Origin of the sequence: Acidovorax sp. Root70 (assembly GCF_001428225.1) — a bacterium.
Classification (GTDB): Bacteria; Pseudomonadota; Gammaproteobacteria; order Burkholderiales; family Burkholderiaceae_C; genus Acidovorax.
The window spans coordinates 105,340-118,561 of the sequence record NZ_LMHQ01000012.1 but is presented as its reverse complement, the minus strand read 5'-3'; the positions used below and the strand labels follow the sequence as shown (position 1 = coordinate 118,561).

13 protein-coding genes and 1 tRNA gene are annotated in these 13,222 nt (G+C 62.2%); 2 read left to right on the top strand and 12 right to left on the bottom strand.

Annotated elements, in window-relative coordinates; translation table 11 throughout:
* Positions 1 to 108 precede the first annotated feature (108 nt).
* The 5 genes from ASD94_RS08140 to ASD94_RS08120 all read right to left on the bottom strand — a co-directional run bounded on the left by ASD94_RS08140 (position 109) and on the right by ASD94_RS08120 (position 6,694).
* On the bottom strand, positions 109 to 579 hold the full coding sequence (locus ASD94_RS08140; protein WP_200954208.1) for an NUDIX domain-containing protein: 471 nt from the start codon (positions 577 to 579) through the stop codon (positions 109 to 111).
* Complete coding sequence (locus tag ASD94_RS08135) at positions 557 to 1,429, bottom strand: ATP-binding protein (RefSeq protein ID WP_056641103.1); 873 nt, start codon at positions 1,427 to 1,429, stop codon at positions 557 to 559. Before ASD94_RS08135 ends, ASD94_RS08140 begins: the two co-directional genes overlap by 23 nt.
* A 62-nt stretch (positions 1,430 to 1,491) precedes the next feature.
* Positions 1,492 to 2,721 carry a bifunctional glutamate N-acetyltransferase/amino-acid acetyltransferase ArgJ gene (gene argJ, locus ASD94_RS08130; protein ID WP_056641100.1) on the bottom strand — a complete coding sequence of 410 codons (1,230 nt, stop codon included), beginning with the start codon at positions 2,719 to 2,721 and terminating at the stop codon, positions 1,492 to 1,494.
* Between the two features lie 96 nt (positions 2,722 to 2,817).
* Positions 2,818 to 5,574, bottom strand: coding sequence for a preprotein translocase subunit SecA (secA, locus tag ASD94_RS08125; protein ID WP_056641097.1), 2,757 nt, complete (start codon positions 5,572 to 5,574; stop codon positions 2,818 to 2,820).
* A 136-nt stretch (positions 5,575 to 5,710) separates the two neighbouring features.
* Complete coding sequence (locus ASD94_RS08120) at positions 5,711 to 6,694, bottom strand: M23 family metallopeptidase (protein WP_056641094.1); 984 nt, start codon at positions 6,692 to 6,694, stop codon at positions 5,711 to 5,713.
* A gap of 32 nt (positions 6,695 to 6,726) precedes the next feature.
* Between ASD94_RS08120 and ASD94_RS08115 the strand changes: the two genes are divergently transcribed.
* Positions 6,727 to 7,026 carry a hypothetical protein gene (locus tag ASD94_RS08115; protein WP_056641091.1) on the top strand — a complete coding sequence of 100 codons (300 nt, stop codon included), beginning with the start codon at positions 6,727 to 6,729 and terminating at the stop codon, positions 7,024 to 7,026.
* Positions 7,027 to 7,070: 44 nt separating this feature from the next.
* Here the strand turns inward: ASD94_RS08115 and ASD94_RS08110 are convergent.
* From ASD94_RS08110 to petA, 6 genes are all read right to left on the bottom strand, one after another.
* Positions 7,071 to 7,146 (bottom strand) — tRNA-Thr (locus ASD94_RS08110).
* A 49-nt stretch (positions 7,147 to 7,195) separates the two neighbouring features.
* Positions 7,196 to 7,732 carry a ClpXP protease specificity-enhancing factor gene (locus ASD94_RS08105; RefSeq protein ID WP_056641089.1) on the bottom strand — a complete coding sequence of 179 codons (537 nt, stop codon included), beginning with the start codon at positions 7,730 to 7,732 and terminating at the stop codon, positions 7,196 to 7,198.
* Between the two features lie 50 nt (positions 7,733 to 7,782).
* On the bottom strand, positions 7,783 to 8,394 hold the full coding sequence (locus tag ASD94_RS08100; protein WP_005794209.1) for a glutathione S-transferase N-terminal domain-containing protein: 612 nt from the start codon (positions 8,392 to 8,394) through the stop codon (positions 7,783 to 7,785).
* A gap of 101 nt (positions 8,395 to 8,495) precedes the next feature.
* Positions 8,496 to 9,257: a cytochrome c1 gene (locus ASD94_RS08095; protein ID WP_056641086.1), complete on the bottom strand. Its 762-nt coding sequence runs from the start codon at positions 9,255 to 9,257 to the stop codon at positions 8,496 to 8,498.
* Between the two features lie 17 nt (positions 9,258 to 9,274).
* The gene (locus ASD94_RS08090; protein WP_056641083.1) at positions 9,275 to 10,690 is read right to left on the bottom strand and encodes a cytochrome bc complex cytochrome b subunit; all 1,416 of its coding nucleotides are present in this window, start codon (positions 10,688 to 10,690) and stop codon (positions 9,275 to 9,277) included.
* Positions 10,691 to 10,701: 11 nt separating this feature from the next.
* Positions 10,702 to 11,301: a ubiquinol-cytochrome c reductase iron-sulfur subunit gene (petA, locus tag ASD94_RS08085; RefSeq protein ID WP_056641080.1), complete on the bottom strand. Its 600-nt coding sequence runs from the start codon at positions 11,299 to 11,301 to the stop codon at positions 10,702 to 10,704.
* 145 nt (positions 11,302 to 11,446) lie between these two features.
* Between petA and mscL the strand changes: the two genes are divergently transcribed.
* Entirely contained in the window at positions 11,447 to 11,875 is a 429-nt protein-coding gene (gene mscL, locus ASD94_RS08080; RefSeq protein WP_056641077.1) for a large conductance mechanosensitive channel protein MscL, read from the top strand.
* Positions 11,876 to 12,082: 207 nt separating this feature from the next.
* Here the strand turns inward: mscL and pdxA are convergent, their stop codons facing one another.
* Positions 12,083 to 13,111 carry a 4-hydroxythreonine-4-phosphate dehydrogenase PdxA gene (gene pdxA / locus ASD94_RS08075; RefSeq protein WP_056641073.1) on the bottom strand — a complete coding sequence of 343 codons (1,029 nt, stop codon included), beginning with the start codon at positions 13,109 to 13,111 and terminating at the stop codon, positions 12,083 to 12,085.
* Positions 13,112 to 13,222: the final 111 nt, after the last annotated feature.

Here is a 13,222-nt window from a genome sequence, read left to right as displayed (position 1 = left end):
CAGGCTCCATTCAGGAGCCATTTCATCCAAAACCAGCGGTAGCGCTAGTAGCACATGCCTGAGAAGCTACTAATTCAATAGCAAATCAGTCCCACACAGACGGGAATCTCACTCCACCGCAGACTGCAAACCCCGTTCCTCGGCCAGCCATTGCAGCACCGGATAGGCACCCGGCAGCACGGGAGACACCGTGATCGGCATTTGCTGCCAGGCCATGGCCTGACCTTCACGCATCTCGAACTCACCGGTCCATGCCCAGACCTTGCACCAGTGCAGGCGAACCAGCGCGTGGGGATAATCGTGTTCGGTCACTTTCCAGATGCTGGCCGGGCCGATGGTCACGCCCAGCTCCTCGATCAGTTCGCGGCGCAGGGCCTGCTCCACCGTCTCACCCGCTTCGAGCTTGCCGCCCGGAAACTCCCAGTACCCGGCGTAGGGCTTGCCCGGCGGGCGGGTGGACAACAGCATCGCGCCGTCAGCGCGCAGCAGGATGCCCACAGCCACTTCGGTGTGTTTGCGTTCGGTACCGGCTGGCGTGCCATTGGGGGCGAGATTTTCAGCCACCATGGCGCCCCGCATAGTCGCGCGCAAACTGGTACGCCACACGGCCGCTGCGCGAGCCACGCTCCAGCGCCCAGACCAGCGCTTCAGGCCGCGCCTCCTCAATGGCCTGCGCGGGCACACCGAACGACGACAGCCACTGCCCCACGATGGTCAGATACTCTTGCTGGCTGAACGGGTAGAAGCTGACCCACAGGCCAAACCGTTCCGACAGAGAGATCTTCTCCTCCACCACCTCGCCCGGGTGCACCTCGCCGTCTTCGGTATGGGTGTACGTAAGGTTGTCGGCCATGTACTCCGGCAGCAAGTGGCGCCGGTTGCTCGTGGCGTAGATCAGCACGTTGGGTGTGGCCGCCGCCACCGAGCCGTCCAGAATCGACTTGAGCGCCTTGTAGCCTGGCTCGCCGTCCTCAAAGCTCAGGTCGTCGCAGAAGACGATGAATTTCTCGGGCCGGTCAGACACCACATCCACGATGTCCGGCAGATCGGTCAGGTCGGCCTTGTCCACCTCGATCAGGCGCAGGCCTTCGGCCGCATAGGCGTTCAGGCAGGCCTTGATGAGCGACGACTTGCCGGTGCCACGCGCACCGGTCAGCAGCACATTGTTGGCGGGCTTGCCCTGCACAAACTGCTGGGTGTTGCGCTCAATCTTTTCTTTTTGCGGATCGATTTCCTTGAGGTCCGCCAGCCGCATCGCGCCCACGTGGCGCACGGGCTCCAGCGCGCCATGCCCACTGCTGCGCTTGCGGTAGCGCCAGGCAATGGAGGCGGACCAGTCGGGGGCCCCCAGCGGCTGGGGCAATACAGATTCGATACGTGCGATGAGCTGCTCGGCACGCTCGACCAAGCGTTCAAATTTTTCGTTCATTGTGGCGACATGCGCTAGTGGAATATGCCTCAACAGCTATCACAAAGATAGCAAAAACCAACTCACGAGCGGTAGTCGGCGTTGATGGTCACGTACTCGTGGCTGAAGTCGCAGGTCCACACCGTGTCTGCGGCAGTGCCACGTCCCAGCAGTACCCTGACGGTGATCTCGCTCTGCTTCATCACGCGCTGGCCGTCTTCTTCACGATAGGCTGGGTTTCGCCCCCCTTGCAGCGCCACATGCACATCGTCCAGATACAGGTCGATGCCGGTCTGGTCCAGGTCGTCAATGCCGGCGTAGCCCACGGCCGCCAGGATGCGGCCTAGGTTCGGGTCGCTGGCAAAAAAGGCCGTCTTGACCAGCGGCGAATGGGCAATGGCGTAGGCCACCTTGCGGCACTCCTCACCGGTCTTGCCGCCCTCAACCCGCACCGTGATGAACTTGGTCGCCCCCTCGCCGTCGCGCACGATGGCCTGCGCCAGCTTTTGCGACACCGAAAGCATCGCCGCCTTGAGGGCCTGGCCGTCCGCGCTGTCCAGCGAGGTCACGGGCGCATGCGCTGCCTTGTTGGTGGCAACGACCACGAAGGAGTCATTCGTCGATGTGTCGCCGTCGATGGTGACGCGGTTGAAGGAGCCGTCCGCCAGTTCACGCGCCAGTTGCTGCATGACGGCGGGGGCCACGCAAGCGTCCGTGGCCAGGAAGCCGAGCATGGTGGCCATGTTGGGGCGGATCATGCCCGCGCCCTTGCTGATGCCCGTGATGGACACCATGGCACCCCCGATCTGCACCTGCGCAGAGAATGCCTTGGGCAGTGTGTCGGTGGTCATGATGCCCTCGGCGGCCCGCGCCCAGTGGCCCGGCTGTGCGTCGGCGATGGCGGCGGGCAGTCCCGCTTCGATGCGGTCGTTGGGCAGAGGCTCCATGATCACGCCGGTCGAGAACGGCAGAATCTGCTCGGGCGCCACGCTCAGCTGGCGTGCGAGCGCAATGCAGGTGGAGCGTGCACGCGCCAAACCGTCAGCCCCTGTGCCCGCATTGGCGTTGCCGGTGTTGATGACCATGGCGCGGATGGGTTGACCGCTGCCCAGGTGCTCACGGCTGATCTGCACCGGCGCTGCGCAAAAGCGGTTCTGCGTGAACACGCCCGCCACGCTGGCACCCTCGTCCAGCAGGAACACGGTGAGGTCCTTGCGGTGGGCCTTGCGGACACCGGCTTCAGCAACACCGATGCGCACGCCAGCGATGGGGTGCAGATCGGCAGCAACGGGGGCGACTAGATTGACGGGCATGGAGGTCTTTCTCAAAAAACTGCGGCCGATTATCCGGAAAACCGTGGCGCGCCAATGAAAACACGGGCCGAAGCCCGTGTTGTATGGATCAGGAAATCAAGCCAGCTTGCCGTGGCACTGCTTGTACTTCTTGCCACTGCCACAGGGGCAGGGGTCATTGCGGCCCACGCGCATACCGTCAGGCAGAGTTTGCTGGGCCACGGTCTGTGCATCCACTGTGGTCTCCACCTCGCCGGTTTCGGTGGGTGCGGTGTAGGTCACGTTGGCAATGCTTTCGGCGCGCTGCTCCATGTCCTGCGCAGCCTGGTCGAGTTGCGCCTGCGACTGCACCTGCACGGTCATGAGGATCTTGGTGACCTCGTTCTTGACCTGGTCGATGAGCTGACGGAACAGCTCGAAGGCTTCGCGCTTGTACTCCTGCTTGGGCTGCTTTTGCGCATAGCCGCGCAGGTGGATGCCCTGGCGCAGATAGTCAAGTGCGCTCAGGTGATCGCGCCAGTTGGAGTCAAAGTTCTGCAGCAGCACCACGCGCTCAAACTGCGTGAAGTTGTCGCGGCCGACCTGCTCGACCTTGGCGTCGAAGGCGGCATGCGCAGCCTGCAGGACCTTGTCCAGGATTTCGTCGTCGGTGATCGCATTGGCGCCTTGCACTTCCTGCTGCAGCGCAATCGATACCTGCCATTCTTCTGCAAGCGCCTTTTCCAGCGCAGCCAGATCCCACTGCTCTTCCACCGATTCGGCAGGCACGTATTGGCGAACCAGATCGGTCATGCAGTCTTCGCGCATGGCGGCGATCACGTCCGACAGGTCCGAAGCATCCAGGATGTCGTTGCGCTGCTGGTAGATCACCTTGCGCTGGTCGTTGGCCACATCGTCGTACTCCAGCAATTGCTTGCGGATGTCGAAGTTGCGGGCCTCGACCTTGCGTTGGGCCGACTCGATGCTGCGGGTCACGATGCCCGCTTCAATGGCTTCGCCATCGGGCATCTTCAGGCGGTCCATGATCGCCTTGACGCGGTCGCCCGCGAAGATGCGCATCAGCGAGTCATCCAGGCTCAGGTAGAAGCGTGAAGAACCGGGGTCGCCCTGGCGGCCCGAACGGCCACGCAACTGGTTGTCGATGCGGCGCGACTCATGGCGCTCGGTGGCGATGATGCGCAGGCCGCCCAGCGCCTTGACCTTCTCGTGGTCCACCTTCCACTGCTCGCGCAGCGCGGCCACATTGGCAGCACGGTCGGACTCGGACAGGGACTCGTCGGCCTCGATGGCCGCCACATCCTTCTCGATGTTACCGCCCAGCACGATGTCGGTACCACGGCCAGCCATGTTGGTGGCGATGGTGATCATGCCCTCGCGACCCGCCTGGGCCACGATATCAGCCTCGCGGGCGTGCTGCTTGGCATTGAGCACCTGGTGCGGCAGGCCTTCCTTGTTCAGCAACTGGTCGATGATTTCGGAGTTCTCAATCGACGTCGTGCCCACCAGCACGGGCTGGCCGCGCTCGTGGCATTCGCGGATGTCCTTGATCGCGGCCTCGTATTTTTCGCGCGTGGTCTTGTACACGCGGTCCAGCTGGTCGTCGCGCTTGCTCGGGCGGTTGGGCGGAATGACCGTGGTTTCCAGGCCATAGATTTCCTGGAACTCATAGGCCTCGGTGTCGGCCGTACCCGTCATGCCTGCCAGCTTGTTGTACAGGCGGAAGTAGTTCTGGAAGGTGATGGAGGCCAGCGTCTGGTTCTCGGCCTGGATGTTCACGCCTTCCTTGGCTTCCACGGCTTGGTGCAGGCCTTCGCTCCAGCGGCGACCCGACATCAGGCGGCCGGTGAACTCGTCCACGATGACGATCTCGCCGTTTTGCACCACGTAGTGCTGATCGCGGTGGTACAGGTGGTTGGCCCGCAGCGCCGCATACAGGTGGTGCATCAGCGTGATGTTGGCCGGGTCATACACAGAAGCGCCTTCGGCGATCAGGCCATGCGAGGCCAGAATGCGTTCAGCAGTTTCATGGCCCTGCTCCGTCAGAAACACCTGATGGGTTTTTTCGTCCAGCGTGAAATCGCCGGGCTTGGTCACGCCCTCACCCGTGCGGGGGTCAGCTTCACCCTCTTGGCGCACCAGCAGGGGCACCACCTTGTTCATAGCGATGTACATCGCCGTGTGGTCTTCGGCCTGGCCGCTGATGATGAGCGGTGTGCGGGCCTCGTCGATCAGGATGGAGTCCACCTCGTCCACGATGGCGAAGTTCAGGCCCTGTTGCACGCGGTCCTGCGCCTCGTAGACCATGTTGTCACGCAGGTAGTCAAAGCCGTATTCGTTGTTGGTGCCGTAGGTGATGTCGGCCCGGTACGCCGCCTGCTTTTCTTCACGGGGCATGTTGGGCAGGTTGATGCCCACCGTGAGGCCCAGGAAGTTGTACAGGCGCCCCATCCACTGCGCGTCGCGGTTGGCGAGGTAGTCATTCACCGTCACCACGTGCACGCCCTTGCTCGACAGAGCGTTGAGGTACACCGGCAGCGTTGCGGTCAGGGTCTTGCCCTCGCCGGTGCGCATTTCAGCGATCTTGCCAAAGTGCAGCGCCATACCACCCAGCAGCTGCACATCAAAGTGCCGCATCTTCATGATGCGTTTGGAGCCCTCGCGCACCACGGCAAAGGCTTCGGGCAGGATGTTGTCCAGCGTCTCGCCCTTGGCCACGCGGTCCTTGAACTCCTGCGTCTTGGCCCGGAGCTGCTCGTCCGACAGCTTCTCGTACTCGGGCTCCATCGCATTGATGCGGGTCACCGTCTTGCGGTACTGCTTGAGAAGCCGGTCATTGCGGCTGCCGAATATTTTGGTGAGGAAGTTGGTGGCCATGCGAACAGGACCGCCTGTCCCGCTGCAATCAGCGCGCCAAGCGACCGAAATCCCTAAGATGAATTGAGTTCAGGTGGGTGCTGCGACCGCGATTGCAAGCATTGCAACCCAGGCACAGAACGCCGGACCCACGATTTTACCTGCCTGGTGCCGGTGCGGACCGCTGTCCTGCCAATGCGGAGGGCTGAACGGCTGCCACCTGCGCGCCGGTGGCCATGGCTCCCGCGTTCAGGAACTTCCGCGGGTCCTGGAAAACGCCCTGCACCAATACCTCAAAGTGCAGATGCGGCCCCGTTGAACGCCCTGTTGTGCCAATCTCCGCAATCTTTTGTCCGCGGCGCACGATGTCGCCCTGCTTGACTAGGACGCGCGAAGCATGGGCATAGCGCGTCACCAGCTGATTGCCGTGGTCTACCTCAATCATGTTGCCGTAGGCGGGATGGTATTCCTGGGTCACAACCACGCCCCCGGCGGCGGCCAGGATCGAAGTGCCCGTATCGGCCTGGAAATCCAGCCCCGTGTGCAACGCCGACTGCCCCGTGATGGGATCGACCCGCCAGCCAAAGCCCGAACCCGCGACACGCCCTGTGACGGGTGCATGGGTAGGGATCATTTTCTTGCGGATGTGCTGGTCGAACAGACGGGACTCCAGCACCGTCATCAGATCCACACGCTGGTTGGTCAGTCGCTCCAGCTCATCCAGCGTGGTTTGCAACTCTTCCATGGACAGGTTGCGGGCACTCACCAGGGCACCACCGCGTGCATCCGGCTTCTGGATGTCGGCGGGTGCCATGCCCGCAAGTCCCAGCACACGGTCTCCCAGCGACTCCAACTGCACCATGCGCGCCTGCATTTCGCCCACTCGCCGGGCCATGGCGTCGAGGTTGGCACGCATGAAACGGTCGCGCTCCGCAAACTCGTCCTTGACCACCAGGCGCACCAGCGAGCCCACGACGGGCCACCCTTCACGCGCCCCTTTTAGAAATACCCAGTGGTACAGCCCCGCAGCAACCACCATCAGGCACAGTGACACAGCGAGGCTCACCAGAACCAGGCGCGTGCCAGACAAATGAATGGCCCGACTGCGCGCCAGTCTGGCGTCCGTGATAATCAAATGCACTGCCCATACTCCACGCCCGAAGACGCCACACCATGAACCGCCGCCACTACGCCGTCACCCTGCAGCAAGCCAGTGAGGAATCCCCCACGCTGGCAAAGCTCACAGCGCTGACACGCGACTCCAGGGATCGGCTCAAGGCCATTGAATTGCTGATTCCCGCCGCATTGCGTCCAGCAGTCCAAGCGGGCCCCATTGACGGGGATAGCTGGTGCCTGCTGGTCAAGAGCAACGCCGCGGCGGCAAAAATACGCCAACTGCTGCCTGCTTTGCAGGCGCATCTGCGCAGTCGGGGGTGGGAGATTAACGCGATTCGCCTGAAAGTTCAAACCTGACGGCCAGCGTCAGTGCCAGGGAATGCAGAACAAAAGAAGAAACATGGTGCCGGTTGTCGGAATCGAACTGACGACCTACCGCTTACAAGGCGGGTGCTCTACCAACTGAGCTAAACCGGCGAAGGCAGTATTTTATCCCGTAAAAACTGCCTGAAATTTGAAACTGCAGCTATTTGATGCGCTTGAGCGAGGGGCGTGCACCGCCTTGGGCGGGCGGCGGCCGGGGCGCATCGCCGCCATCGTCCTTGTGGCCCTCTTCCACGCCCACCAGCTGCACGACGCGGTCTTCGGCAGGGGCAGCGACAGCCTCTTCGTTTTGCAAGGGGGTCGGTGCCGCAGTTGAAGGCAGCACGCCGGGAGCACCGTCCGCAGACGACAACAGATCCACCGGAGGCGGGAACGCCATGCCCTGACCATTCTCACGGGCATAGATGGCGATCACACGGCCCACGGGCACCAAGATTTCACGGGGCTTGCCACCAAACCGGGCCTTGAATTCAATGAATTCGTTGCCCAGTTGCAGCGCGCTCGTTGCATCAAAACTGATGTTCAGGACAATCTCGCCGTCCTTCACATACTCGCGGGGCACCTGCACGGACTCGTCCACACGCACCGCCACATAAGGCGTCAGCCCGTTGTCGGTGCACCATTCGTACAGGGCACGAATGAGATAGGGGCGCGTGGAGGTCGATTCCTGTGCGGTCATGAGGCGGTGTTACGGCTGCGGTGGAGGAAATGAAGTCTGCAGGCCGCTGCTTACTTGCGCATGACCTTTTCGGACGGCGTCAGTGCTTCGATATAGGCCGGGCGCGAGAAGATGCGCTCGGCGTACTTCAGCAGCGGGGCCGCATTCTTGGAGAGGTCAATGCCGTAGTAATCCAGGCGCCACAGCAGCGGCGCGATGGCCACGTCCAGCATCGAGAAGTTGTCGCCCAGCATGTACTTGTTCTTGAGGAACACGGGGGCCAGCTGGGTCAGGCGGTCGCGAATGTGCGCGCGCGCCTTCTCCAGCGCCTTTTCGTTGCCCTTGGTCGCACGCGACTCAAGCGTGTTCACATGCACGAACAGCTCCTTCTCGAAGTTGAGCAGGAACAGGCGCACGCGGGCGCGATCCACCGGGTCACCGGGCATCAGCTGCGGATGGGGGAAGCGCTCGTCGATGTACTCGTTGATGATGTTCGACTCGTACAGAATCAGGTCGCGCTCAACCAGAATCGGCACCTGGCCGTACGGATTCATCACGCTGATGTCTTCGGGCTTGTTGTACAGGTCCACATCGCGGATTTCAAAGTCCATGCCCTTTTCAAACAGGACAAAACGGCAGCGGTGGGAGAAGGGACAGGTCGTACCCGAGTAAAGCACCATCATGGTGGGAGGCTCCTAAAAATCAAAAGAGTGGGACGCCAAAAGCGCCCACTCTGCAATAAATCCAATGGCACCCCGAAGGGTGCGGGAAATGGATCTGGCGTTTACTTCACGTCCTTCCAGAACGCAGCGTTCAGGCGCCAGGCAATCACCGTGAACACGCCCAGGAAAATCAACACCCAGACGCCCACGCGCCAGCGGGTATTTTGTGCGGGCTCACCCATCCACTGCAGATAGTTCACCAGATCACCAATGTTCTGGTCGAACTGCAGAGGTGTCATCGTGCCGGGCGTGATCTGCTCCCAGCCCTTGAACACCTGGGTCTTGTGGCCGTGGCTCTCGTGCTCTTCAAACACCGGGCGGCGATCGCCCTGAAGCTGCCAGAGCACATGGGGCATGCCCACGCTGGGGAAAACCAGGTTGTTCCAGCCCGTGGCCTTGGTGTCGTCCCGGTAGAACGTGCGCAGGAACGTGTACAGGTAGTCAGCCCCGGTGCCACCGTGCCCTGCGCGCGAACGCGCGATCACGGTGAGGTCGGGGGGGTTGGCACCAAACCATTCCTTGGCCTGCTTGGGATCAATGGAAGCCTTCATGGTTTCACCCACCTTATCGGTGGTGAACAGCAGGTTGTCCTTGATCTGCTGCTCGGTCAGGCCGATGTCGCGCAGGCGGTTGAACCGCATGTAAGCCGCCGAGTGGCAGCTCAGGCAGTAGTTGACGAACACCTTGGCGCCGTTTTGCAACGAGGCCAGGTCATTGGTCTTGTTGGGCGCCTTGTCCCAGGCGATGGTGTCGGCACCCGCCGCATGGGCAGCCCCTGCGGCCAGGCCCACAGCGGCGATCAACGTGAGAATGATTTTTTTCATTGTGGTTATCTCCAGGCTCAGTGCGCCACAAAGGTCACGCGATCGGGCACTGGCTTGGTTTGACCAATGCGGCTCCACCAGGGCATCAGCAGGAAGAAGCCAAAGTAGAACAAGGTGCCCACTTGCGACACACGCTCGCCGATGGGCGACGGGGGCTGCACACCCAGATAGCCCAGGATCAGGAAGTTGATCACAAAGATGCCGTACAGGTACTTGTGCCAGTCAGGGCGATAGCGGATCGACTTGACCGGGCTGAAATCCAGCCATGGCAGGAAGAACAGAATGATCACCGCGCCACCCATCACCACGACACCCCAGAATTTGGCATCGATCGACAGCATCAGCAGCACGACCACCACGGCCGCACCAGCGATACCGGCCTTGATGAAGCTGGGCAGCTTTGCCTTGATCACGCCAACAGCTGCACCACCCAGCACGCAGGCGATCAGGGCGTACATCATTTCGCTGGTGATGGCACGCAGCATCGAATAGAACGGCGTGAAGTACCAGACCGGAGCAATGTGCGCAGGGGTCTTGAGCGGATCCGCAGGAATGAAGTTGTTGTATTCGAGGAAGTAGCCACCGAACTCGGGTGCGAAGAACACCACGGCCGTGAACGCCATCAGGAACATGCTCAGCGCGAAGATGTCATGCACCGTGTAGTAGGGGTGGAAGGGCACGCCATCGAGCGGCTTGCCGTTGGCATCCTTGGGCGCCTTGGGGCCCTTGATTTCCACGCCGTCGGGGTTGTTGGAGCCCACATCGTGCAGCGCCAGCAAGTGCGCCACCACCAGGCCCAGCAGCACCAGAGGCACGGCAATCACGTGGAAGCTGAAGAAGCGATTCAGGGTAGCGTCGCCCACCACATAGTCGCCGCGGATCAGCAATGCCAGATCAGGACCGACGAACGGAATGGCGGCAAACAGGTTCACGATCACCTGGGCGCCCCAGTACGACATCTGGCCCCAGGGCAGCAGATAGCCCATGAAAGCCTCGGCCATCAGGCACAGGAAGATCGCACAGCCGAAGATCCAGACCAGCTCGCGGGGCTTGCGATAGCTACCGTAGATCAGGCCACGGAACATGTGCAGGTACACCACCACGAAGAATGCCGATGCGCCCGTGGAGTGCATGTAGCGGATCAGCCAGCCCCAGGGCACGTCCCGCATGATGTACTCGACCGATGCGAACGCCAGGCTGGCATCGGGCTTGTAGTGCATGACCAGAAAGATCCCGGTCACGATCTGGATCACCAGCACGACCAGCGCGAGCGAGCCGAAGATGTACCAGAAGTTGAAATTCTTCGGAGCGTAGTACTCCGACATGTGCACCTTGTAGGCGTCAAAGGCCGTCGGGAACCGGTTCTCGAACCAGTTGGTGACCTTGGCGCCAGCAGAGGCGTTCGGCGAGATTTCTTTGAATTCGTGGGCCATGTCGTTCTCCGTCAAGCCTTCTTGTCTTCACCGATCACGAGGCGTGTGTCGGACAGGTACATGTGCGGAGGCACTTCGAGGTTGTCCGGAGCCGGCTTGTTCTTGAAGACACGGCCCGCCATATCGAAAGTGGAGCCGTGGCAGGGGCAGAGGAAACCGCCCTTCCAATCGTCAGGCAGCGAAGGCTGTGCGCCGGGCTGGAACTTGTCCGACGGCGAGCAGCCCAGGTGCGAGCAGATGCCTACGCCCACGAAAATTTCCGGCTTGATCGAACGCGCCTCGTTGCGGGCGTATTCGGGCGTGAGTTCAGAGGGCTTGCGCTCCGACTTGGGGTCGGCAAGCTGGCCGTCGAGCTTGGGCAACTCTGCCAGCTGCTCGGGGGTGCGCTTGATGATCCAGACGGGCTTGCCGCGCCACTCCACAGTGACCTTTTCTCCAGGTTTGAGGGCGGAGATATCCACCTCAACGGCAGCACCAGCGGCTTTGGCACGCTCTGAGGGCTGGAAAGTACTCACGAAAGGAACGGCGGTTGCCACGCCGCCCACCGCACCAGCACATGCTGACGTGATGATCCACGTCCGCTTGCTGGAGTCGATTGGAGTGTCACTCATGGGGATCCTCGATGAACATCGCTAGATTGGGGTCAACCGCGAATTGTAGCGGAGTGAAAATGGTTATTTCCAAGTGGTTTGCTGGCTTGACAGGGGCACGAACCGGGCAATACTCCCGCATCACCGTTTTACAAGGAGCACCAGCATGGGGATGATGCAAGAGTTCAGGGAGTTCGCGGTCAAGGGCAATGTGATTGACCTGGCGGTGGGCGTCATCATTGGCGGGGCATTTGGCAAGATCGTGGATTCGGTGGTGGCGGACCTGATCATGCCGGTGGTGGGACTGGTCTTTGGCAAGCTCGATTTTTCCAACCTGTTCATCGTGCTGGGCAACGTGCCCCCAGGCACCGGCACCACACTCGATGCCCTCAAAAAGGCCGGCGTACCGGTGTTTGCCTATGGCAACTTCCTGACCGTGGCAGTCAACTTCGTGATCCTTGCGTTCATCATCTTCATGATGATCAAGCAGATCAACCGCCTCAAGCGCGAGGCGCCTGCCGCGCCCGCCGCGCCGGTGGCACCTCCCGAGGACATCGTGCTGTTGCGCGAGATTCGCGACAGCCTGAAGAAGTAAAAAACCCCTGGGGCCGCGGCATTTCTGGCCGCAAGAATGAGAAACGCCACCGCTGCGCTGGAACAGCCAGCCGCCGGTGGCGTCGGTTTTTGGGCAGCCCTGCCTGCAGGATGGCACCCTGGGTGGGGGTCGTATTTTTCAGCGCTTCATTTGATGTCGATCAGCGCTTGGCCTCAAGACTTCAGCCGCAGACCTCACCCACACCGGTCAACCACACAGCGCACGCGCCATCCGCACGGCCTCGATGAGGCTGGAGGCGTCTGCAACGCCCTGCCCTGCAATATCAAACGCCGTGCCGTGATCCGGGCTGGTGCGCACCAGCGGCAGGCCCAGGGTCACGTTCACCCCCTTCTCCACCCCCAGATACTTCACCGGGATCAGGCCCTGGTCGTGGTACATCGCGATGACCACGTCGAACTCGCCCGCACGCTGCGGGGTGCTGCGTGCACGCATGAACACCGTGTCCGGCGCGAAGGGGCCGTGCACATCCAGCCCCTGCGCACGCGCGGCTGCCATCGCCGGGACGATCACCTCCAGCTCCTCGCGGCCAAACAGCCCGCCCTCGCCCGCATGGGGATTGAGCCCCGCCACACCGATGCGCGGCACGCGGCCCAGGCTGCGCTGCAAGGCGGCGTGGGTGATTTGCAGCGTCTGCAGCACATTGTCTTGCGTGACGGCAGCGATCGCGTCGCGCAACGACACGTGGATGCTGACGAGCACGGTGCGCAGTTCGTCGTTGGCCAGCATCATGCGCACCGGCATGCGGGCCAGCGGCACGCCATGGTGCGCGGCGGCCTCCGCCTGCAACAGCTCCGTGTGCCCCGGGAAGTCCACCCCCGCCGCCGACAGCGCCTCCTTGTGCAACGGGGCAGTGACCAGCGCCGCGACTTCTTCACGCAGCGCTGCACGCGCTGCCCAGACCACGCTGTCGGCAGCCGCACGGCCCGCAGCCGCGCTGATCAAACCCCAAGGCTGAGGGCCCGGAATGCGGGGCAAGGGAAGCACGGGCACGCAGCGAGGCGGCACATCTACCGCCTCGCACGGTGCGCTGATCTGCGCCACGGGCAAGCTGGGCACGCCGGGCCGCGTGATGACGCCTGCGGCGCGCCGCAAGGTGGCCAGGTCACCGACAACAAAGCAGTGGCGCAGCGCATCGGGCGCATCGCGAAAGGCCTTGGCCACGATCTCGGGGCCGATGCCGGCGGGGTCTCCCTGGGTGATGGCGATGGGTTGCATGGGTTTGGAACCGAAAGTGCCTATAGCGCTAGTCTTTCATGCGCTGCCAGCTATTAATAAGTGAGCAAAAAGCACCACACAACCGCACGGTGCGGTGCCTTGTTGTGCAGT

Bases quoted from the DNA above. Each gene is read 5' to 3' on its own strand.
- ASD94_RS08100 (WP_005794209.1), bottom strand. From the start codon at position 8,394: ATGATGGTGCTTTACTCGGGTACGACCTGTCCCTTCTCCCACCGCTGC.
- secA (WP_056641097.1), bottom strand. From the start codon at position 5,574: ATGGCCACCAACTTCCTCACCAAAATATTCGGCAGCCGCAATGACCGG.
- ASD94_RS08095 (WP_056641086.1), bottom strand. From the start codon at position 9,257: ATGAAAAAAATCATTCTCACGTTGATCGCCGCTGTGGGCCTGGCCGCA.
- mscL (WP_056641077.1), top strand. From the start codon at position 11,447: ATGGGGATGATGCAAGAGTTCAGGGAGTTCGCGGTCAAGGGCAATGTG.
- ASD94_RS08115 (WP_056641091.1), top strand. From the start codon at position 6,727: ATGAACCGCCGCCACTACGCCGTCACCCTGCAGCAAGCCAGTGAGGAA.
- ASD94_RS08135 (WP_056641103.1), bottom strand. From the start codon at position 1,429: ATGAACGAAAAATTTGAACGCTTGGTCGAGCGTGCCGAGCAGCTCATC.
- ASD94_RS08090 (WP_056641083.1), bottom strand. From the start codon at position 10,690: ATGGCCCACGAATTCAAAGAAATCTCGCCGAACGCCTCTGCTGGCGCC.
- ASD94_RS08105 (WP_056641089.1), bottom strand. From the start codon at position 7,732: ATGACCGCACAGGAATCGACCTCCACGCGCCCCTATCTCATTCGTGCC.
- argJ (WP_056641100.1), bottom strand. From the start codon at position 2,721: ATGCCCGTCAATCTAGTCGCCCCCGTTGCTGCCGATCTGCACCCCATC.
- ASD94_RS08140 (WP_200954208.1), bottom strand. From the start codon at position 579: ATGCGGGGCGCCATGGTGGCTGAAAATCTCGCCCCCAATGGCACGCCA.
- petA (WP_056641080.1), bottom strand. From the start codon at position 11,301: ATGAGTGACACTCCAATCGACTCCAGCAAGCGGACGTGGATCATCACG.
- pdxA (WP_056641073.1), bottom strand. From the start codon at position 13,111: ATGCAACCCATCGCCATCACCCAGGGAGACCCCGCCGGCATCGGCCCC.